Origin of the sequence: Rhizobium sophorae (assembly GCF_013087515.1) — a bacterium.
GTDB lineage: Bacteria > Pseudomonadota > Alphaproteobacteria > Rhizobiales > Rhizobiaceae > Rhizobium > Rhizobium sophorae.
On sequence record NZ_JABFCN010000009.1, the window covers coordinates 39075 to 59666 of the forward strand.

21 protein-coding genes are annotated in these 20592 nt (G+C 62.1%); 4 read left to right on the top strand and 17 right to left on the bottom strand.

Translation table 11 applies throughout. The features are described 5' to 3' along the window. Nucleotides 1-3: 3 nt before the first annotated feature. Nucleotides 4-318: a DUF2849 domain-containing protein gene (locus G9X64_RS04840; RefSeq protein ID WP_011651871.1), complete on the bottom strand. Its 315-nt coding sequence runs from the start codon at nucleotides 316-318 to the stop codon at nucleotides 4-6. A gap of 2 nt (nucleotides 319-320) precedes the next feature. Then, nucleotides 321-1757, bottom strand: a complete 1437-nt coding sequence (gene cysG / locus G9X64_RS04845) for a siroheme synthase CysG (RefSeq protein WP_168316949.1) — start codon at nucleotides 1755-1757, stop codon at nucleotides 321-323. 268 nt (nucleotides 1758-2025) lie between these two features. Here cysG and G9X64_RS04850 point away from each other — a divergent pair, with 268 nt between their 5' ends. Continuing rightward, nucleotides 2026-2613 (top strand): deaminase, encoded by a 588-nt coding sequence (locus tag G9X64_RS04850; protein ID WP_168308829.1) that lies wholly within the window; start codon nucleotides 2026-2028, stop codon nucleotides 2611-2613. A gap of 66 nt (nucleotides 2614-2679) precedes the next feature. After that, a complete protein-coding gene (gene mazG, locus G9X64_RS04855) occupies nucleotides 2680-3525 on the top strand; it encodes a nucleoside triphosphate pyrophosphohydrolase (protein ID WP_171376058.1) in 846 nt (281 codons plus the stop codon). Between the two features lie 50 nt (nucleotides 3526-3575). On the opposite strand, the gene hflX is transcribed toward mazG, so the two are convergent. From hflX to dusB, 9 genes are all read right to left on the bottom strand, one after another. Continuing rightward, nucleotides 3576-4901 carry a GTPase HflX gene (gene hflX / locus G9X64_RS04860; RefSeq protein ID WP_168308827.1) on the bottom strand — a complete coding sequence of 442 codons (1326 nt, stop codon included), beginning with the start codon at nucleotides 4899-4901 and terminating at the stop codon, nucleotides 3576-3578. A 77-nt stretch (nucleotides 4902-4978) separates the two neighbouring features. Beyond that, the gene (gene hfq / locus G9X64_RS04865) at nucleotides 4979-5221 is read right to left on the bottom strand and encodes an RNA chaperone Hfq (RefSeq protein ID WP_003539403.1); all 243 of its coding nucleotides are present in this window, start codon (nucleotides 5219-5221) and stop codon (nucleotides 4979-4981) included. 112 nt (nucleotides 5222-5333) lie between these two features. Next, nucleotides 5334-6197, bottom strand: coding sequence for a D-amino-acid transaminase (locus tag G9X64_RS04870; protein WP_171376059.1), 864 nt, complete (start codon nucleotides 6195-6197; stop codon nucleotides 5334-5336). A gap of 64 nt (nucleotides 6198-6261) precedes the next feature. After that, complete coding sequence (gene ntrX / locus G9X64_RS04875) at nucleotides 6262-7626, bottom strand: nitrogen assimilation response regulator NtrX (protein ID WP_003539383.1); 1365 nt, start codon at nucleotides 7624-7626, stop codon at nucleotides 6262-6264. Then, nucleotides 7616-9886 (bottom strand): sensor histidine kinase NtrY-like, encoded by a 2271-nt coding sequence (locus tag G9X64_RS04880; protein ID WP_171376060.1) that lies wholly within the window; start codon nucleotides 9884-9886, stop codon nucleotides 7616-7618. The genes ntrX and G9X64_RS04880 overlap by 11 nt, the downstream gene beginning before the upstream one ends. A gap of 311 nt (nucleotides 9887-10197) precedes the next feature. Next, nucleotides 10198-11187 (bottom strand): potassium channel beta subunit family protein, encoded by a 990-nt coding sequence (locus G9X64_RS04885; protein ID WP_171376061.1) that lies wholly within the window; start codon nucleotides 11185-11187, stop codon nucleotides 10198-10200. Between the two features lie 611 nt (nucleotides 11188-11798). Then, entirely contained in the window at nucleotides 11799-13250 is a 1452-nt protein-coding gene (ntrC, locus tag G9X64_RS04890) for a nitrogen regulation protein NR(I) (RefSeq protein ID WP_003539347.1), read from the bottom strand. Further along, nucleotides 13247-14401, bottom strand: coding sequence for a two-component system sensor histidine kinase NtrB (locus tag G9X64_RS04895; RefSeq protein ID WP_020049802.1), 1155 nt, complete (start codon nucleotides 14399-14401; stop codon nucleotides 13247-13249). The genes ntrC and G9X64_RS04895 overlap by 4 nt, the downstream gene beginning before the upstream one ends. After that, nucleotides 14398-15414, bottom strand: coding sequence for a tRNA dihydrouridine synthase DusB (gene dusB / locus G9X64_RS04900; RefSeq protein ID WP_171376062.1), 1017 nt, complete (start codon nucleotides 15412-15414; stop codon nucleotides 14398-14400). Before dusB ends, G9X64_RS04895 begins: the two co-directional genes overlap by 4 nt. Nucleotides 15415-15559: 145 nt before the next feature. Between dusB and G9X64_RS04905 the strand changes: the two genes are divergently transcribed. Together G9X64_RS04905 and G9X64_RS04910 are read left to right on the top strand one after the other, a co-directional pair. Continuing rightward, nucleotides 15560-16777 (top strand): bifunctional 2-C-methyl-D-erythritol 4-phosphate cytidylyltransferase/2-C-methyl-D-erythritol 2,4-cyclodiphosphate synthase, encoded by a 1218-nt coding sequence (locus G9X64_RS04905; RefSeq protein WP_171376063.1) that lies wholly within the window; start codon nucleotides 15560-15562, stop codon nucleotides 16775-16777. Next, entirely contained in the window at nucleotides 16774-17277 is a 504-nt protein-coding gene (locus G9X64_RS04910) for a CinA family protein (RefSeq protein ID WP_171376064.1), read from the top strand. Before G9X64_RS04905 ends, G9X64_RS04910 begins: the two co-directional genes overlap by 4 nt. 14 nt (nucleotides 17278-17291) lie before the next feature. On the opposite strand, the gene G9X64_RS04915 is transcribed toward G9X64_RS04910, so the two are convergent. From G9X64_RS04915 to G9X64_RS04940, 6 genes are all read right to left on the bottom strand, one after another. Further along, on the bottom strand, nucleotides 17292-17744 hold the full coding sequence (locus G9X64_RS04915; protein ID WP_129420805.1) for a type II toxin-antitoxin system RatA family toxin: 453 nt from the start codon (nucleotides 17742-17744) through the stop codon (nucleotides 17292-17294). Nucleotides 17745-17753: 9 nt separating this feature from the next. Then, nucleotides 17754-18350 (bottom strand): P-loop NTPase family protein, encoded by a 597-nt coding sequence (locus tag G9X64_RS04920; protein ID WP_171376065.1) that lies wholly within the window; start codon nucleotides 18348-18350, stop codon nucleotides 17754-17756. Nucleotides 18351-18391: 41 nt separating this feature from the next. Continuing rightward, the gene (locus G9X64_RS04925; protein WP_168308821.1) at nucleotides 18392-18940 is read right to left on the bottom strand and encodes an AAA family ATPase; all 549 of its coding nucleotides are present in this window, start codon (nucleotides 18938-18940) and stop codon (nucleotides 18392-18394) included. 66 nt (nucleotides 18941-19006) lie between these two features. Continuing rightward, on the bottom strand, nucleotides 19007-19978 hold the full coding sequence (lipA, locus tag G9X64_RS04930; RefSeq protein ID WP_168308820.1) for a lipoyl synthase: 972 nt from the start codon (nucleotides 19976-19978) through the stop codon (nucleotides 19007-19009). Nucleotides 19979-20024: 46 nt separating this feature from the next. Further along, nucleotides 20025-20273: a GlsB/YeaQ/YmgE family stress response membrane protein gene (locus G9X64_RS04935; protein WP_168308819.1), complete on the bottom strand. Its 249-nt coding sequence runs from the start codon at nucleotides 20271-20273 to the stop codon at nucleotides 20025-20027. A 20-nt stretch (nucleotides 20274-20293) separates the two neighbouring features. Continuing rightward, nucleotides 20294-20548 carry a GlsB/YeaQ/YmgE family stress response membrane protein gene (locus G9X64_RS04940; RefSeq protein WP_003539329.1) on the bottom strand — a complete coding sequence of 85 codons (255 nt, stop codon included), beginning with the start codon at nucleotides 20546-20548 and terminating at the stop codon, nucleotides 20294-20296. Nucleotides 20549-20592 lie beyond the last annotated feature (44 nt).

Sequence of the window (20592 nt, forward strand, 5' to 3'; positions counted from 1 at the left end):
TCCTCAGACTGCAATGAATTCGGGATCGGCAGGAGCGTAGCCCGGGGCATATTCCATGGTCGGGCCCTGTGCGCGGATGCGCTCGCGAAGGCGAAGCGGCCAGAGAATGCCGTTGGTTTCCTGAACGTCGACGACGGCGACGTCGACGACCTCGTTGTCGGCATAGGATTTCTTGCCGATCGCCTCCAGCGCCGCAACGGCCTCGGCATGACGGGCAACGAGCGCCTCCTGCAGCGAGGTGGACCACTTGCCGTTCGCATCCAGCCAGACGGCAATGCCGTCCGTCAGCCGGTTGGCGGTCAGAACCTTGTCACCCATATTCAGCTCCTTGCAAGTTCCTCGAGCCGGGCGTTTGCGCGCACCAGTGGCTCGGACAGTTCGAAATTGGCGCCGGCGACCGCATCGCCGATGATGACCATGACAGGCCCGGTCAACTCGTCGCGGTGCTGCAGATCGGGCAGATCGGCAAGCGTGCCATGCAGCAGGCGGCGCTCAGCGCGGCTGGCATTTTCGATGACGGCGACGGTGGTTTCCGCAGGAATGCCCGCCTGCATCAGCCGCTCGGCAACGGAGGCAGCGACCGTGCGGCCCATATAGACGGCGATCGTCGCGCCGGAAACGGCAAGGCTTGCCCAATCGGGCAGCACGTCGCCTGTAAGATCATGGCCGGTGGTGAAGACCAGCGAGGAGGCGACGCCGCGCAGTGTCAGCGGCAGCTCGAAATCGGCAGCGGCGGCGAAGGCCGAGGTGATGCCAGGCACGACCTCATAGGTGACGCCGGCAGCGCGCAGTGCCGCCATCTCTTCCCCTGCCCGGCCATAGACCAGGGGATCGCCGGATTTCAGGCGGACGACGCGCTTGCCCTGACGGCCGAGATCGACCAGCAGGTCGTTGATCTCTTCCTGGGACTTCGAGTGGCAGCCCTTGCGCTTGCCGACGGAAAGCCGTTCGGCATCACGGCGGCCCATATCGACGATCGCCTGCGGCACCAGCGCATCATAGACGATGACATCGGCTTCCATCATTACGCGCTGGGCGCGCAACGTCAGCAGATCCTCGGCACCCGGACCGGCGCCGACCAGCCAGACATGGCCGGCGACCTTGTCCATCGCATGCAGCAGCCGGTCGGCGGCATGACGAGCCTGCGGCAGGTTGCCGTTGGCGACCGCATCGGCAACGGCACCGGAAAAGAAACGGCGCCAGAAGACCCGGCGGGAGACGCCTCTGGGAATCAGTTGTTCGACGGCCTTGCGGTAGCTCGTCGCCAGCCCGGCAAGGCGGCCGAGCGAGGGCGAAAGAAGCTGGTCGATCTGCGCGCGGATCATCTGCGCCAGAACCGGCCCCGCCCCTTCGGTGCCGATCGCAACGGCGACGGGCGCGCGGTTGACCAGCGCCGGCGTGAAGAAATCGCAGTAATCGGGCTGATCGACGGCATTGGCCGGAATTCTGGCGGCACGCGCAGCGTCGACGATGCTGCGGTCGTCGGCTTCATTGCCGGTTGCGGCGAAGACGAGCGCTGAACCCTCGACCTGTTCGGCGGAGAAGGCAGCGCGCACGGTCTCGATACGGTTGGCAATCAGGAAGGCGTGGTAATCGGCTTCCGGCCGGTCGGCATAGGCGACAATCCGGGCCTTTGTGTTCAGCAGCAGCCGCACCTTGGCGAAAGCTTCGTCGCCATTGCCGAAGACAGCCGTCTTCTGGCCTTCCACGCGAAAGAAGGCGGGAAATACCGAAAGCTGTTCAGTCTTGGGAGGCATCATCAATCCACTTCGAAGTTGCCGGAATATGCCCTTGATCGACAAGGGATTGAAGGAACAGAAATTCGAAAGCCCAAGCAAGCAGGTATTCTTTTGCTCGTGCCGTCAGTGATTTGAGAAAAGTCACCCGTGCTGCCAAAAAGCCGCATATTCTCAGCCCGCTTGCTGCAGTGCAGTATAAAGCCTGTGACAAAAGACGTCCACCGATGCTTCACGCATTTCACTCGCGCCGCCAAGGCGATAGACTGAGGAAAACTGGAGGGCCTTCATGCCTGATAAGACCATTGCCTCCCGCCTGCTTCAGGTCATGGAAGACGATATCCTGCCGCTGACCGAGCGTGGCGTTTCGCTTGGCAACAAGGTGTTCGGTGCGGCGATCTTAAGGAAATCCGATCTTTCGCTTGTCGTCGCCGAGACAAATAACGAGCTGGAGAATCCGCTCTGGCACGGCGAGGTGCATACGCTGAAGCGTTTCTACGAGCTGGGCGACAAGCCGTCGACCAAGGATCTGATCTTCCTGTCGACGCACGAACCCTGCACGATGTGCATGTCGGCGATCACCTGGGCGGGATTCGACAATTTCTACTATTTTTTCAGCCACGAGGATTCCCGCGACGCCTTCGCCATTCCGCACGACCTGAAAATCCTGAAGGAGGTCTTCGGGCTTGAACCCGGCGGCTACCGCAGGCAAAACGCCTTCTGGAACAGCTTTGCCATCGCCGATCTCGTCGAGACCGAAGAGGCTCAGCTGAAGACCGCGCTGAAGACGCAGACCGCCCGCATCAAGGCGCGCTACGACGCGCTGTCGACCAGCTACCAGTCGTCGAAGAGCGTCAACGACATTCCATTGAACTGAGGGCCATTGAACTGAGGGCCATTGAACTGAGGGCCTCTCAACTGAAGCCTGCTGAACCGAGGCAACATGCAACCTTCCAAAGACATTTCGCGGCTGATCGAGATCATGGCGGCGCTACGCCATCCCGAAACCGGCTGCCCCTGGGACATCGAACAGAACTTCGAGACGATCAAGCCCTATACGATCGAGGAGGCCTATGAGGTCTCCGATGCGATCGAGCGCGGCGATATGGACGACCTCTGCGACGAACTGGGCGACCTGCTGTTGCAGGTGGTCTTTCACGCCCGCATGGCCGAGGAGGCCGGCGAATTTTCCTTCGGCGACGTGGTCAACGCCATCACCACCAAGATGATCCGCCGCCACCCGCACGTCTTTGCCCGCTCGGCGGCGGATACGCCAGACGCGGTCAAGAGACAATGGGACGAGATCAAGCAGGCGGAGAAACGCGAGCGCGCTGAGCGGCGGTCACGGCGCGGCATCACCGAGGACTTCAACAGTGGCTTCCTCGGTTCCGTGCAGCGCAGCTTCCCGGCCTTGACGGAAGCCTTGAAGTTGCAGGAACGCGCCGCCAAGGTCGGCTTCGACTGGTCAGCGCCAGAGCCGATCCTCGACAAGATCGAGGAGGAAATCGGTGAATTGCGGGCGGCACTCAGGGAAGGCGATCAGGCAAAGGTCAGCGACGAACTCGGAGACCTGATCTTCGCCGTCGTCAATATCGGGCGGCATGTGAAGGCGGATCCGGAGCAAGCAGTGCGGGGAACGAATACGAAATTCCGTCGTCGCTTCAGCCATATAGAACAGGTTCTTGAAGCAGAAGGCGAGACGCTGGAAGACGCGACGCTGGAGCGGATGGAGGAAATCTGGCAGGCGGCGAAGGCGATCGAGCGGGCTGTGACATCGGGGGTTGAGTAAGCGGAACGTTGCCACATCTCCCTTTTCCCCGGCGGGGAGAAGGGAATGCCTTACCGCTCCCAATCTTCCTTTGAAGATTTCTGTCCGTTGCCGATGCGGCGTTCCAGTTCGGTTGCCTCGGTTTCGGACAGGCGCAGATCGAGCGTGATCGTGCCGTCCTCATTATCTTCGCGGCTGTCGACGATCGCGTGATCGTAAAGCCAGGGTAGCAGCGCCAGCTTGTCGACCGGAAGGCGGATCGTTGCAACGGTCATCACGCCTGACAGTCTGCGGCTGATCTCTTCCATCAGCGTGTCAACGCCCTCGCCGCTGACAGCGGAAACCGCCACCACGTTGCTGGCGCCGGCCGATTTCTGCACCATGGTGTCGTGCACCTCGGGCTCCAGCCGGTCGATCTTGTTCCAGACCTCGATCAGGCGTTTTTCGGCTTCGGCCTCGTCGATGCCGAGATCGTTCAGGATGCGCATCACGTCGGAGCTCTGCGCCTGGTTGTCGGCATCGGACATGTCGCGGACATGCAGGATGAGATCGGCTTCCAGCACCTCTTCCAGCGTCGCCCGGAAGGCGGCGACCAGATGGGTCGGCAGGTCGGAGATGAAGCCGACGGTGTCGGACAGGATGACGGTGCGGCCGTGCGGCAGTTTCATGCGCCGAAGCGTCGGGTCGAGCGTCGCAAAGAGCATGTCTTCGGCCAGCACGCCGGCGCCGGTGATGCGGTTGAACAGCGTCGACTTGCCGGCATTGGTATAACCGACCAGCGCCACGATCGGGTGCGGCACCTTGCGGCGCTTGGCGCGGTGGAGCTGGCGGGTGCGCACGACCTGCTCCAGCTCGCGTTCGAGCTTGATGATGCGGTCCTGCAGCATCCGCCGGTCGGCTTCGATCTGGGTTTCGCCGGGGCCGCCCATGAAGCCGCCGCCGCCGCGCTGGCGTTCAAGGTGGGTCCAGCTTCGGACCAGGCGGCCCTTCTGATAATTCAGATGGGCGAGATCGACCTGCAGCGTGCCTTCCTTGGTGGAGGCGCGGCGGCCGAAGATTTCGAGGATGAGGCCCGTCCGGTCGATGACCTTGGCGTTCCATTCCTTTTCGAGGTTGCGTTGCTGCACCGGCGTCAGCGGATGATCGACGATGACAAGACCGGAATCGCGCTCGTCGAGCAGCGCCTTGATCTCCTCGATCTTGCCGGTGCCGAGCAGTGTGGCCGGTCTCGGGTCATTGACCGGGACGATCTGGCCATTGACGACATCGAGGTCGATCGCCTGGGCAAGGCCGGTCGCCTCTTCGAGCCGGCTTTCCGGCGTGCGGGTCGAGGCCGATTCGCTTTGGCCGCCGCGACTGCGCGATTTCAGAACCGGCACGACGACAGTCGCGCGCATGTCGTCCCTGTGCTTGGCGGCTTCAGGGATGATCGAATCGTTCTTGGTATCGCGTGTCGAAATGACGGCTGATCCTGTTAGGACGCTGCTTCTTCGCTCTCGAACATCTGCATGGGTTGGCCCGGCATGATCGTCGAGATCGCATGCTTATACACGAGCTGCGAATGGCCGTCACGGCGAAGAAGAACACAGAAATTGTCAAAAGACGTAACAACGCCCGTGAGTTTCACGCCGTTGATCAGAAAGATTGTCAGGGAAATCTTTTGCTTGCGAACAGTATTGAGAAATAAGTCCTGAAGATTCTGAGAACGTTCCGCCATCGCGCCGCTTCTTTCTTTATTGCCGACCTGATCTGGCCGGTAGAATATCAATCAACCTCACCATGCGAAGACCGGTGGCATCCTCATTCCACCTGTCCAGCAAATCTTGGTATCAAATCGCAATCTTTTCCGCAACGTCGAAAAAGGCCTCGCGGACTTTCTGCGAAACGCTGCCCGGATGGCCGTTGGCAATGGGCTGGCCATCGACGGAAACGACCGGAAAACAAATGCTTGTGGCTGCAGTGAGGAAGACCTCGCGGGCTGCGAGCATCTCCGAAACGGAGAAATTCCGCTCCGCGATACTCAACCCCAGCTTGGCTCCGACATCCATCAGAGTGGTGCGGGTAATGCCGCGCAGAATGCCGTGTTCGGCCGGTGGCGTCACCAGCGTTCCGTCCGGATCGACGATCCAGACATTGGTCGCCGCCCCTTCCTTCACCATGCCGTCGCCATCGACATAGATCGCTTCCTGGGCGCCGGCCTCCTTGGCCTGCTGGCGGGCCATGGCATTCGGCAGCAGGCCGACGGACTTGATGTCGACGCGGTCCCAGCGATTGTCGACAAGGGTGATCGCCTTGATGCCGTTGGCGTTCTTGGCGGCGATGATCCTGGCATCGGTGCTCTTGGCGGTGATCACCAGAGAGGGCGGCGTACCCTCGGCCGGAAAGACATGATCGCGGCGGGCGACGCCGCGCGTCACCTGCATGTAAAAAAGCCCGTTGCGGACATGGTTGCGGCGCAGCGTCTCGCGAATGACCTGCGTCAGTGCCGCCCGGCCCATCGGCCAGGCGATGCGCAACTCACTAAGCGATCGGTCGAGACGGTTCAGATGGCGCGTGAGGTCGACGATATAGTCGTGGCGCACTTCGCAGACCTCGTAGACGCCATCGGCAAACTGGTAGCCGCGATCCTCGATATGCACGCTGGCATCGGAATGCTTGACGTAACGGCCATTCACATAGGCAATTCTCGGCATGGGAAACCTGGTCTTCCGGGAAGCAATATGGGACGCGGCGCGGCATCGGTCGCGCCGGAAACGATCAGACGCCGAGCGACTTCAGCTTGCGGTGTAGCGCCGAACGCTCCATGCCGACGAATTCCGCGGTGCGCGAGATATTGCCGCCGAAGCGGTTGATCTGGGCGATCAGATAATCCTTCTCGAACATCTCGCGGGCTTCGCGCAGCGGCAGCGTCATGATGTGATAGTCGTTCTTGGCGGACACCTTCGGCAGCATGTCGCCAAGATCGGTTGGCAGCATGTCGGCCGTGATCGGCGCATCGGGGCCGTCGGTGCGGGCAAGGATCATCAGCCGCTCGATATTGTTGCGCAGCTGGCGGATGTTGCCGGGCCAGTCATGCGCCTGCAGCACCGCCATGGCGTCGTCGCCGATGCGGCGCGGACGGATGCCGGCCTGCTCCGATATCTGGCGCATCAGCTGATCGACGAGGAAGGGAATGTCCTCGCGCCGTTCGGCCAGTGCGGGCACACGCACCGGCACGACGGCAAGGCGATGGTAGAGATCCTCGCGGAACCATCCTTCGGCGATGCGGCTTTCGAGATTATAGGCGGTCGAGGAGATGATGCGGACATCGACCTTGACGCGCTTGGAACCGCCGACCCGCTCGAACTGCTGATCGACCAGCACGCGCAGGATCTTGTTCTGCGTCTCGCGCGGCATTTCGCCGACTTCGTCGAGATAGAGGATGCCGCGATGAGCTTCCTCGAGCGCGCCGATCTTGCGCGCTTGGCCGGGTGTGCCCTCGGTGCCGAACAGCGCCACTTCCATGCGTTCGGGCGTGATGTTGGCGGCGTTGATCGCAACGAAGGGGCCGTTGGCGCGGGCCGACTTCTTGTGGATCATCCGCGCCACCAGCTCCTTGCCGGAGCCGGAGGCGCCGAGGATCATGATGCGGCTGTTGGTCGGCGCAATCTTCTCGATCGTCTGGCGCAGCTGCGAAACGGCGACCGAGGTGCCGATCAGCTCCAGCGCGTCGCCGGTGCGGCGCTTCAGATCTGAGACCTCGCGCTTCAGCTTGGAATTCTCCAGCGCGCGTTCGGCGATCAGGATCAGCCGGTCGGCCTTGAAGGGCTTCTCAATGAAATCGAAGGCGCCGCGCTTGATCGCCGAGACGGCGGTCTCGATGTTGCCATGGCCGGAGATCATCACGACGGGCAATTCCGGATGGCGGGTCTTGATCTCGTCGAGCAGCGACAGACCATCGAGCTTGCTGCCCTGCATCCAGATATCGAGGAAGATCAGCCGCGGCACACGATCGGAAATCGCCGCCAGTGCGCTGTCGCTGTCATGGGCCGTGCGCGTCTCGTGTCCCTCGTCCGAGAGAATGCCGGAAACGATCTCGCGAATATCGTGCTCATCGTCGACGACGAGAATATCAGAGGCCATAAACGCTTTCCTTGTCATTAGATGCGGGAGCAGCAGGCGTTGGATCAAGGCGTGGCAGATGCACGCGGATCATAGCCCCTCTTCCCCGGTCAAAATCGGCGGGCGCATCATGCAGCTCGAGCTGCCCGCCATGTTCCTCGATGATTTTCTTGACGATGGCGAGGCCGAGGCCGGTGCCCTTCTCGCGCATCGTCATATAGGGTTCCAGAATGCTGTGGCGGTTCTCCACCGGCAGGCCGCGGCCATTGTCGATCACGTCGACGGTGAAGCGGTCGCGGCCGGTATCGAGTACGGCGCGGACGAGAATCTTGCGTTCGTCCCGCTCGTCGCTCGGAACGGCCTCAATCGATTCGACGGCATTCTTGATGAGATTTCCGAAGGCCTGGCCGAGCATGCGGCTATCAAACAGGCCCTCCAGCGGCTGCTCGCCGAAATCCTGAGCAAAGCTGACATGATGATTGCCCATCTCGCGCAGGAAGATCGCGTCGCGCAGGATATCGCGCAGGTCGCTCGGCTCCTTGGTCGGCTTCGGCATGCGGGCAAAGGCGGAGAATTCGTCGACCATGCGGCCGATATCGCCGACCTGGCGGATGATCGTATCGGTGCATTGGTCGAAGACGGTCCGGTCGTTCGGGTCGATCTGCTTGCCGTAACGCCGCTGGATACGCTCAGCGGAAAGCTGGATCGGCGTCAGCGGGTTCTTGATCTCATGGGCGATGCGCCTTGCCACGTCGCCCCAGGCGGTCGAGCGCTGGGCGATGACGAGATCGGTGATGTCGTCGAGCGTGATCACGTAGGATTCGCTCATGTCGCGCACTTCCTCGCGGGTGACCTGCACGCTCAGCGTCCTCACAGTGCCGCCACGCACCAACGCGATCTGCTTGCGGAAATCGCCGCGATAGCGCACCGCCGCTTCGGTCAGCACGTGATCGACCTCCGGCGCGATATCGACCAGCTGCTTTCCGAGCATTTCGTCGGCTGACAGCGACATCAGCGTCTCGGCTGAGCTGTTGACGATGGCGATGCGGCGGTCCTGCTCGACGCCGATGACGGCGGCGGTGACGCCCGACAGCACCGCTTCGATGAAACGGCGGCGGTCGTCGACCTCGTCCTTGGCTTCGAGGATCTCATCGCGCTGGGTGCGGATTTCCGAAATCATCTTGTTGAAGGTGCGCGAGAGATTGGCGACGTCGCCGTCGACCGCGTGCACCGGCACGACGATATCCATATTGCCCGATGCAACGCTGTCGGCCGCCGTGATCAGCAGCCGGATCGGCCGGACGATTCGGTCGGCGACGGCGATCGCAGTCCAGATCGCCGCCAGGAGCACGATCAGCGCGAAGCCGATATAGAGAACGGCGAAGGCGACCTGCAGCGAGAAGCGATTGGCCTCCATCGAGCGGTATTCGGTAGCGTTCTCCTCCATCATGCGCATGGCGCCCATGACCTTGGGATCGACGGCGCGCACCGTATAGAGGAAGGTGCCCTGGATGGCATCGAGCTTGATGATGGCGCCGACGAGATTGGTGACGCCGGGCGGGATCAGCGTCGGCTGGCCGGCCGCCGCCTTTTCCAGCGCGTCCTGCGGAATGGCGGGCAGCGGCTTTTCGGTGGAGATATCGGCCTGGACGATCACCGAGCCGTCGCGCTCGACTAGGAAGGCGCCGAGCAGGCCGCGGCCCCTCGCCTGGCGGGTCATCAGATCGGCAAAGCCCGTCCTGTCGAGGCTGTAGAGCGCCCGGTTGCGCTCCAGGTCGTTGGCCATGGAGACCGTCTGCCCCTGCAGGTAGCTGGCATTCTCCATCATGTAGGCCTGGCCGATATTGCGCGACGAGCTGACGATCGACTGGGTGCGCAGGGCAAACCAGCGGTCGAGACCGGCGTTCAGCGTGATACTGGCGAAGATGGCGACGAGGATCGCCGGCGTGATCGCGACGATCGAAAAGAGCACGACGATGCGGATGTGCAGGCGGGCTGCCGCACGGCCGCGGGTGCGGGCCTTCAGCAGCCTTGCCACCTCGCGGCCGATCAAGGCGAGCAGCGTCAGGACAAAGAAGGAATTGACGATCACCGAGGTGATGACGACATGCGACGTCGGGGCGATCGGCGTCAGGCCGAGCAGCACGAAAAGCGTGGCCGTGGCACAGAGAAGCGCGCCGCCGGCGAGCACGAGGCCGGGCACGGCAAATAGGGCGCGGCGGTCGGTCACCGTCGTCACCGTCTCGCCCGCCGCCGCCGGCGATACCCCATCCTGCGTCATTCGGCCTCTCTTCAGACGGCACCTGCCGCCCTCGCCATCCGATCGAAAACCAAGCAACGCCGGCTTAAAAAAGCCAGCGCTGCAACGACTCGATCGGGAGCGAATGTCCAAAACCCTTGCGTGACCTTTAAGCAACGCATTGTGGCGAAAATGCAACGCGTGTCGTCACATTGTCAAGCCGTGCTTCCCTCGGCGAGCCTTAATCTGACCCGTCGAGGGAAGTTGTTTCACCTGAAGCGCGTCGCAATCTTTAGATCGCTCCTCGCGCTTTAGGTCTTTGTTTTTACGCATGTCGTTATCGCGCGACATGCTTAGAAGCGACGTGGTCCTTCCGGTTTATTTCCGACGATCGTGTCGATCCGGTCCAGCACGTCGGCAGTCACCTTCTCTCGGTGTGAGAGGGCCGCGAGATTGTCCTGCAGCTGGCTGGCGCGCGAGGCTCCAAGAATGACGGTCGAAACGTTGCGGTTGGCAAGGCACCACAAAAGGGCGAGATGCGTGATCGATATCCCGATCTCGTCCGCCAGCTTTGCAAGCTCGCCAACTTGTTTGAGCTGGGCGCGGCCGGCATCGCTGGACCATTTTTCCTTCAGCCATTCGTAGCCTGGCAGGTTCATACGGCTGTCGGCCGGCACACCGTCATTGTATTTGCCGGTCAGGACGCCCGAGGCGAGCGGCGACCAGATCGTGGTGCCAAGGCCGATCAGGTCATAGAGCGGCAGATAGTCAGATTCGACCTTCTGACGTTCGAAGATGTTGTACTGCGGCTGCTCCATGGTCGGCGGCGTGATGCGCAAGTCCCGGGCAACGGCGTAGGCTTCCGTCAACTGCTGCGCCGACCATTCCGACGTGCCCCAATAGAGCACCTTGCCCTGGGCGACGAGATCGTGCATCGCCCGGACCGTTTCCTCGATCGGCGTGTCGATATCCGGGCGGTGGCAGAAGTAGAGGTCGAGGTAGTCGACCTGAAGCCGCTTGAGCGCTGCATGGCAGGCGTCGGTCACATGCTTGCGCGACAGGCCGCGCTGCGTCGGCCTCTCACCTCCCCAGAAGACCTTGCTGGAGACGACGAAGCTGTCACGGCTCCAGCCAAGCCTGCTGAGCGCCTCGCCCATCACGATCTCGGACTTGCCGCTCTCGTATCCTTCGGCATTGTCGAAGAAGTTCACCCCATTGTCGTAGGCAAGCTTCATGAGGTCGACGGCGTCGCCTCCATTGACCTGCTTGCCGAACGTCACCCATGAGCCGAAGGAGAACTCGCTCACTTTCAGGCCCGATTTTCCCAAACGTCGATATTCCATCATGCAGCTCCCGCAGGTTATGAAGATGTGCCGGCCGGTCACCGGGTTCGGTGCCGCCCGATCGATCGGATGTCGATTCGCGTTGTCTAGGCATGAGCAACGGCATGCGAGGCTCAGCCCGCCAAGTTGACCGGCATAAAACACGATGTCGCCGTTCCCGTCAGCCCCCGACCGTAAAGAAAAAGGGCGCTCCACGACATCAGTCGGAGCGCCCCGTGGCTGCGATCGACGACGTTTGCGGCGGAGGTCGACGGCAGCAACGGCACAATGATGAGATTCGGAACGGATAGGCAACATGCGATTGGAATCTGCGACGTTATCGACCGCTGATTGATCATGTCGTCCACCGGATATCCACAGCTTATCCACAGGCACGGCGACGATGATCGCAGCAACTTCAATGACATTTGCCTGGCAGTAAAACACTCCTCACAAATGCTTATGTGACCGTCGAATGACACTGCATCTTTGTTTGTCTGCTTGGATACAAACCGTGGCCTGGCTCAGATAGGCTCACCTCTCCTCCCGACCGTGGCGGCGGACGCCGGGAGGGGTGGGCGGTGGGCAACATGAGGGCCCGCCGCCTTCTTTTAATCGCGCCCCGAGCAGGCTCAGGCGGTGCGGGAACTCCTGTAGACCGAGACGCCAAGTTCCCTGATCTTCTTGCGCAAGGTGTTGCGGTTGAGACCGAGAAGATCGGCCGCCTTGATCTGGTTGCCGCGCGTCGCCGTCAGTGCGGCGAGGATCAGCGGATATTCCATTTCGGTCAGCACGCGATCATAGAGGCCGGGCGGCGGCAGATTGTCCCCGAAGCCTGCGAAGTAGCTGCGCATGTTCTCTTCGACGGCTTGCGCGATCGTCATCGAGCCGCTGCGCATCGGCCCCTTGTCGATCGGGCTGTCGGGCACGTCGGAACGCAGTTCCGCGTCGATGATCTCGCGGGTGATCACATCCTGCGGATAGAGCGCCATTAGACGGCGGATGAGGTTTTCCAGCTCGCGGACGTTGCCCGGCCAGGCATAGGCCTTCATCAGTTCGAGCGCTTCCTGATCGAAACGCTTGGAGCCAAGACCTTCCTTTTCCGCCTGCTGGATGAAATGGCGCACCAGGTCGGGAATGTCCTCGGCGCGGTCTCGCAGCGGCGGCAGCCGCAGTGGCACGACATTGAGGCGGTAATAGAGATCCTCGCGGAAGAGGCCCTGGTTGATCGCCTGCTTCAGGTCCTTGTTGGTGGCGGCAACGATGCGCACGTCGGTGCGGATCGGCGTGCGGCCGCCGACGGTGGTATATTCGCCCTGCTGCAGGACGCGTAAGAGCCGCGTCTGGGCGTCCATCGGCATGTCGCCGATCTCGTCGAGGAAGAGCGTACCGCCTTCGGCCTGCTCGAAGCGGCCGGTCGAGCGGGTCTGCGCGCCGGTGAAGGCGCCCTTCTCATGGCCGAAGAGTTCGGATTCGATCAGGTCGCGCGGGATCGCCGCCATGTTGATCGCGACGAACGGGCCGTTGCGGCGCTTGCCGTAGTCGTGCAGCGCACGGGCGACGAGTTCCTTGCCGGTGCCGGATTCGCCGGTGATCATCAGCGTCAGGTCCGTCTGCATCAGGCGGGCGAGCACGCGGTAGATTTCCTGCATCGCCGCCGACCGGCCGACGAGCGGCATGCCGTCCTGCATGTCGTCTTCGAGTTTGGCGGGCTTGCGCTTCGGCTCGGCGAGCGCCCGGCCGATTATGCCGATCAGTTCGGTGAGGTCGAAGGGCTTCGGCAGATAGTCGTAGGCGCCCTTTTCCGAGGCCTTGATGGCAGTCATGAAGGTGTTCTGGGCGCTCATGACGAGGACCGGCAGGTCGGGCCGCGCCTTCTTGATACGTGGCAGCAGATCGAAGGCGTTCTCGTCGGGCATCACGACATCGGTGACGACCAGATCGCCCTCGCCTGCCGAAATCCAGCGCCAGAGGGTAGCGGCGTTGGAGGTGATGCGAACGTCATAACCGGCGCGGCTCAAAGCCTGGTTAAGCACGGTCCGGATGGCCGCATCATCATCTGCAACGAGGATCGTGGCTGTCATCGAGAAGGTCCTGTCGAGCTTGCTATAGAGGCGTCTTCAAGCGAGGCGTCCTTCGACGCCGGCATGAGAACGCGGAATGTCGTGCGGCTGTTCTGGCTGTCGCATTCGATGATGCCGCCGTGATCGCCGATGATCTTGGCGACCAGCGCCAGGCCGAGGCCGCTGCCGTTCGGCTTGGTGGTGATGAAGGGATCGAAGAGATGCGGCAACAGATCGAGGGGAACGCCGGGGCCGTTGTCGTGAACGCAGAATTCCAGCGGCAGCGAAATCTTTTCGCGCGTGCCGGCGACCGAAAGACGGATGCCGGGGCGATAGGCCGTCGTCAGCATGATTTCGCCGTCCGGCCGATCGCCGACCGCTTCGGCGGCGTTCTTCACCAGATTGAGGAAGACCTGGACGAGCTGGTCGCGATTGGCATAGACGGCCGGCAGCGACGGGTCGTAACTCTCGGTGACCCGAATGTTGCGGGCAAACCCCGCCTTGGCGACCGCCTTCACATGATCGAGCACGGAATGGATATTGACCGGCATGCGGTCGACAGGGCGTTCGTCGGAAAAGACTTCCATGCGGTCGACCAGCGAGACGATGCGATCGGTCTCGTCGCAGATCAGCCGGGTCAGCGCCCGATCGTCGTCGACCGCAGACTGTTCAAGCAGCTGGGCAGCACCCCGGATGCCGGAGAGCGGATTCTTGATCTCATGCGCCAGCATCGAGGCAAGGCCGGTCACCGAGCGGGCGGCGGCGCGATGCGTCAGCTGCCGGTCGATCTTGTCGGCCATCGAGCGTTCCTGAAAGACGATGACGACGGCGCCGGGCTCGCTGAGCACCGGGGCGACGTAGAGATCGACGAGTTTGTCCTGGCCCAGGCGGGGCGAACTCAGGTCGACGCGATATTCGTTGACCGGCGCCTTGCGCTCGCGCACCTGGTCGATCAGGGCAAGCAGCGGGCTGCCGAAAGGAATGAAGGTCGAAATGCGGTAACGCGCCAGATGCGAGGCGCTGGCGCCGAAGAAGGCTTCCGCCTCCCAATTGGCGAAAACGACGAAGCCGGATTCGTCGACCATGACGACGGGGTTCTGGATGGCGTTCAGCACGGCCATGGCGACGGTCCCGCCGGCGTGATCGGACGGAGATGTCATATCCTTCATCATGCCGCCTCCCGGCTGTCGACAATATTCGCAGCCAGCGCATCATAAAGGCGCGCGGCCACCTCGCGCGGGTCGCGCGAGGTCATGATCTCCGCCTTTTCAGCGCCTGACAGATCAGGCGCGAAACGCTGGAGATACCAGCCAAGGTGCTTGCGGGCATGGCGGATCGCCACCACCTCGCCATAGAAATCCAGCATCATCCGGTAATGCTCGACGGCGATATCGGCGATCTCCTGCGCTAGCGGCTCGGGCGCCCCCGATATGACGCCGGCATGCCATGGCCTGCCCTGGCAGCCCCTGCCGATCATCACGGCATCGGCGCCGGAGCGGCGCAATATTTCCTGCGCGTCGCCCGCGGTCTCGACATCGCCATTGGCGATCAGCGGAATGGAGATCACTTCGCGGACGGCGCGGATCGCATCCCAATCGGCGCGGCCCTCGTAGAATTGCATGCGGGTGCGCCCGTGAATGGTCACGAGCTGGATGCCGGCCGCCTCGGCGCGGCGGGCGATATCAGGCGCGTTGATCGAATTCTCGTCCCAGCCGAGACGCATCTTCAGCGTCACCGGAATGTCGACCGCCTTGACCGTCGCCTCGATGAGGCCTAGCGCGTGATCGGGATGGCGCATCAGCGCCGAGCCGGAATAACCGCCGATCACCTTCTTTGCCGGGCAACCCATGTTGATGTCGACGATATCGGCGCCATGATCGGCGGCGATCTTGGCCGCCTCCGCCATCCAGTGCGCCTCGCGCCCGGCAAGCTGCACCATATGCGGCCGGAAGCCCGCAGCACTCAGCCGCGACCACGATTCGGCCGTGTCATTGACCAGTTCGCGGCTCGCCACCATCTCGGTGACGACGAGGCCGGCGCCGAAGCGCCAGGCAAGCTCGCGGAAGGGCATATCCGTGACGCCGGACATCGGCGCTAGCACAACGCGGTTCCGCACGGACACGGGTCCGATTTGGAAAGGCGCTGCGAGGTCCTTGGAAATCAAATGATTATCTTTCGGGCACACAATAGAACTGCATTATTTTTAGCCACTATTCCCTGGCTTGCCAAGGGGGCTGGGACCCGAATTGATATTTTTCGGGCAGATGCTGGAAAAGGCCAAAGCAAGACGTTAGAGCACTCCGGTCAATTCCGCATAATTTAGGGGATTTATGCTGCAAATGCCTTCTAAGCAACCGATATCGGCTGGAATTGTCATCGTGGCCGCCGGCCGCGGCGAGCGCGCGGGATCATCCAAGGAAGGCCCCAAGCAGTATCGCATGATCGGCGGCAAGCCGGTTATCGTGCATACGCTTGAAAACTTCATGACATGGGAAGCGGCAACTGAGATCGTCGTCGTCATCCATCCCGATGACGAGGCGCTGTTTGCGAGAGCCTTCCGCCACATCATCTCGGCAACGCCGATCGAAACGGTGCATGGGGGTGCGACCAGGCAGCAATCCGTGCTTGCAGGCCTCAGATACCTCAAGGACAAGCAAATCAGCCATGTGCTGATCCATGATGCCGTGCGCCCGTTCTTCGACCATGCGCTTCTCGATCGCATCGCAGAGAGCCTTGACGCCGGCGCGCAGGCCGTCCTGCCGGCGATCCCGGTCACCGATACGCTGAAACGCGCAGACAATGCCGGCACAGTGCTGGCGACGGTTTCACGCGAGCATCTCTACGCGGCGCAGACGCCGCAATCCTTCGCCTTCGAAACGATCCTCGAGGCGCATGAGAAGGCGGCAGCAAGCGGACGAAGCGATTTCACCGACGACGCCTCGATCGCCGAATGGCTGGGCATTCCGGTGACGATCGTCGAGGGCACGGCCGACAACGTCAAGCTGACGGTCAAGGACGATATCGCCATGGCCGACGACAAGCTGTCGGCTTCGCTGCTTCCAGACGTGCGCACCGGCAACGGCTACGACGTGCACCAGCTCGTAGCGGGCGATGGCGTAACACTCTGCGGCGTGTTCATTCCGCACGACCAGAAGCTGAAAGGTCACTCGGATGCCGACGTCGCGCTGCATGCGCTGACGGACGCGCTGCTCGCCACCTGCGGCGCCGGCGATATCGGCGATCATTTCCCGCCGTCCGACCCGCAATGGAGGGGGGCAGCCTCGCGGATCTTCATCGAGCATGCCGCCCGGATCGTGCGCGAGCATGGCGGCACGATCATGAATGCCGACGTCTCACTGATCGCCGAAGCGCCGAAGGTCGGCCCGCATCGCGACGCCATGCGGACGAAACTGTCGGATTATCTCGGCATCGATATCGAGCGTTGCTCGGTCAAGGCGACGACCAACGAGACGATCGGTTTCGTCGGCCGGCGCGAAGGCATCGCGGCGATCGCGACCGCCACCGTCGTCTATCGCGGGAGGAAATGATGAGCCTTTTTCCCGACGATATCCTTTTGGCGGCGGAGGCGATCATCCGTGACTTTACGGCCGCAGGGCTGATGGTCTCGACTGCCGAATCCTGCACCGGCGGGCTGATCGCCGGGGCGCTGACGGAGATTTCGGGCTCCTCCGCCGTCGTCGACCGCGGCTTCGTCACCTATACGAATGGCGCGAAGATCGAGATACTCGGCGTGCAGACGGAAACGCTTTCGCGTTTCGGGGCGGTCTCCGAGGAAACGGCGCGACAGATGGTGCATGGCGCCCTCTTCCGCTCACGCGCCGAGATCGCCATTGCCGTCACCGGCATTGCCGGGCCCGGCGGCGGATCGGCGGAAAAGCCGGTCGGCCTCGTGCATCTCGCCGCCAAATCGCGCGGCGGCACGCTCATCCATCGGAAAATGCTCTATGGCGATATCGGCCGCAGCGAGGTCCGGCTGGCGACGATCAGGACGGCGCTGGAGATGGTGCGCTCGCTCCTTGCTGCCTGACGCGGGTTCGCTCATCAGACCGGCGTGTAGATCCTGTTTGCCCTGGTCTCGAAGGCTTCGGTGAACATGCGGAAGGCGCGGTCGAACATCGAGCCCATCAGCGCGCCTAAAATGCGGCTCTTGAACTCGTAGTCTATGAAGAAATCGACGGTGCAGCCGCCGGACGGGATCTCGGCAAAGTGCCAGCGATTATCGAGATATTTGAACGGGCCATCGATGTATTTGACCTCGATGACGTGCTCGGCGCGGTTCAGCAGCACCTGCGTCGTGAAGGTCTCGCGGATCGCCTTATAGCCGACCGTCATGTCGGCGACGAGAAGGATCTTGCCGTCGCGCTCCTTGCGGCTCCTAATGGCGAGCGCTTCGCAGAGCGGCAGAAATTCCGGATAGCGCTCGACATCGGCGACGAGATCGAACATCTGCTCGGGCGTGTGCGGGACGGGACGGTGCGTTTCGAATTGCGGCATAAGCGGCAATTAATCGGGCCGGCCGAGAAGATCAAGAAGCTCGCGCATCTGGCGGCGGGATTTTAGCTGAAGAACCGGCACGTCGGGGCCGTGCTCGGCGATGCCGGCGACGAGGCGCGGCGCGAATTTCTCCTCGAAGGTCCAGATGAAGCGGAGGAATTCCAAATCGACCTTCTCGATACAGCCCGGCGCCATTTCCGGTCGGGTGCGGCCGATCCATTTCACCCATCGGCTGATTGCGCCCCAGATGCAGAGAAGTCGTGGCATGCGCACCCAGACGACGAAATCGGTGCGCGGCAGCCGGATGTCCAAGGAAGACGGGTTCGTGCCGTCCATGATCCAACGTTCTTCGAGGATCCGGCTGGCGATGATATTTCTCTGCTCGACCCTGTCGCGCACCACCCAGCCGGGAAGCCAGAAAACATCGCGGTCGAGCGAAATGTAGGAAAGCCCGAAGCGCCTGGCGATCTTCAGCGACAGCGTCGATTTACCGCCGCCCGAGCAACCCATCACGAGGATGCGGCGGGCTGTACGGATATGCTCCGCAGCCTGTTTAAGATCGGTGATCTGGTGACGCGGCGGCAGCTCTGCTCTCTGATCCATCATGCAACTCCCTCGAGCCAGACATGCGTTTCGCCGGCACGATCTTAAGCGCCAAGAGCGGCGAACCGGTTAGCTGCTTTGCGCGATCTTATGATGACGGTGGAATTTGCAAGCGCGTGTTCCTGAAGCGCCGCTTCGATCAAGGGTACGGCGTCCCGCTCGAAATTCCAGATATAGGCAAGCGCGTCCAGCGAGAGGCGTTCAGGGCAGCCGGCAGGCAGTTCTGGGCGGTTGCGCCCAAAGTAGCGGAACGCTCTCGAGATGGCGCCGTACAGGCATGCATATCTAGGCAGCCGAAGCCAAATGACGGCGTCTGCGCGCGGCAGGCGAAGATGGAAGGAGCTGAGGCCGGTTCCATCCATGATCCAGCGTTCTTCCGCCACGGCCTTGGCGATCAGGCGGTCGACCTCGTCGCGCGGCCTCCTTCTCCAGCCCGGTAGCCAGTAGAAGTCACGGTCCATGGAAATGTAGTCAAGGTCGAGCGCTTGCGAGAGCCGCTTTGCGAGCGTGCTCTTGCCGCTGCCGGGGCAGCCGATCACCAGGATACGGTCGGCTTCTATCAGCGTCGATTTCAATCCGGAGGTGATGTTCATCGTCGGCCGCCCAATAAAAACGCGGCGAAAATCGCCGCGGTTCAATCAAAAAGCAAGTGATGGATCTTATTCGGCTGCGATCAGCAACTTCCTTTCGCGCGCTGCTCTCAGCCGCGCGAAGTCGTCGCCGGCATGGTGGGAGGAGCGTGTCAGCGGGCTGGAGGCGACCATCAGGAAACCCTTGCTGTAGGCGACGGTCTCGTAAGACTTGAACTCGTCGGGGGTGACGAAGCTTTCGACCTTGTGGTGCTTGCGGGTCGGCTGCAGGTACTGGCCGATCGTCAGGAAATCGACGTCGGCGGTGCGCAGATCGTCCATCAGCTGCAGGACTTCGTTTCGCTCTTCGCCGAGACCGACCATGATGCCCGATTTGGTGAACATGGACGGATCGAGTTCCTTCACCCGCTGGAGCAACCGGATAGAGTGGAAATAACGGGCGCCGGGACGAACCGTCAGATAGTTGCCGGGCACGGTCTCCATATTGTGGTTGAAGACGTCGGGCTTTGCAGCAACGACGCGCTCCAGCGCACCAGGCTTCTTCAGGAAGTCCGGGGTCAGGATCTCGATGGTCGTCATCGGCGAGGCCGCGCGGATCGCCCAGATCACCTTTTCGAAATGTTCGGCGCCACCATCTGCCAGATCGTCGCGGTCGACCGAAGTGATGACGACATGGCTGAGGCCCATCTGCTTCACGGCCTTGGCGACATTCTCAGGTTCCGCCATATCGAGCGCATTCGGCTTGCCGGTGGCGACATTGCAGAAGGCGCAGGCGCGGGTACAGATCTCGCCCATGATCATGAAGGTCGCATGCTTCTTGTCCCAGCACTCGCCGATGTTCGGGCAGCCGGCCTCCTCGCAGACGGTGACGAGCTTGTGCTCCTTCACGATCGCGCGCGTTTCGGCATAACCCTTGGAGGTCGGCGCCTTGACGCGAATCCAGTCCGGCTTGCGCATGACTTCCGTGTCCGGCCGATGCGCCTTCTCCGGATGCCGCACGCGCTTGGCGTCGGGATTGATCGTGTCGAGGATGGTCACCATTGCAGTTTCAGCTTTCTACCGCCCCTATGCGGCAAATCGATCGGATCTAGCGCCGCACCAGCCGCGCAAGGAATATCAACAAGCAGGCGCCGAGGAAACCCGTCACGAAATAGCCGAGCCGACCGCCGACCACCGCGACATGAAATTGCGCGAGGATGGCGCTGGCGACGACCGAGCCGACGATGCCGAGCACGATGTTCAGGAAGATTCCGTATCGCGCTTCCATCAGCTTGCCGGCGAGCCAGCCCGCAAGCCCGCCGATGATGATTGCCGAAATCCAGCCGACGCTTTCCATGCCCTGCCCTCTTTTGACCGTTAAGCGACCGCTCTTGCGATCAGAACCACGATAATGGCGCCGACCGTGGCATGGATGATCTGCACCACCAGCGCGTTTTCAATGCCCAGCGAAATGCCGAGCGCGCTGAACAGATAACCGCCGACGAAGGCGCCGATGATGCCGCTCAGCAGGCATCTTATCAACCCGCCGCCACCGACGACCAGGCTTGCAAGGAAGCCTGCAACCAAGCCGATCAGCAAAAACACCAGCAACGCCTGCGTCTCCATAGACATGATGATTTCCTTTCGTTTTTTCCACCCCGGCGGAGTGGCTTTCC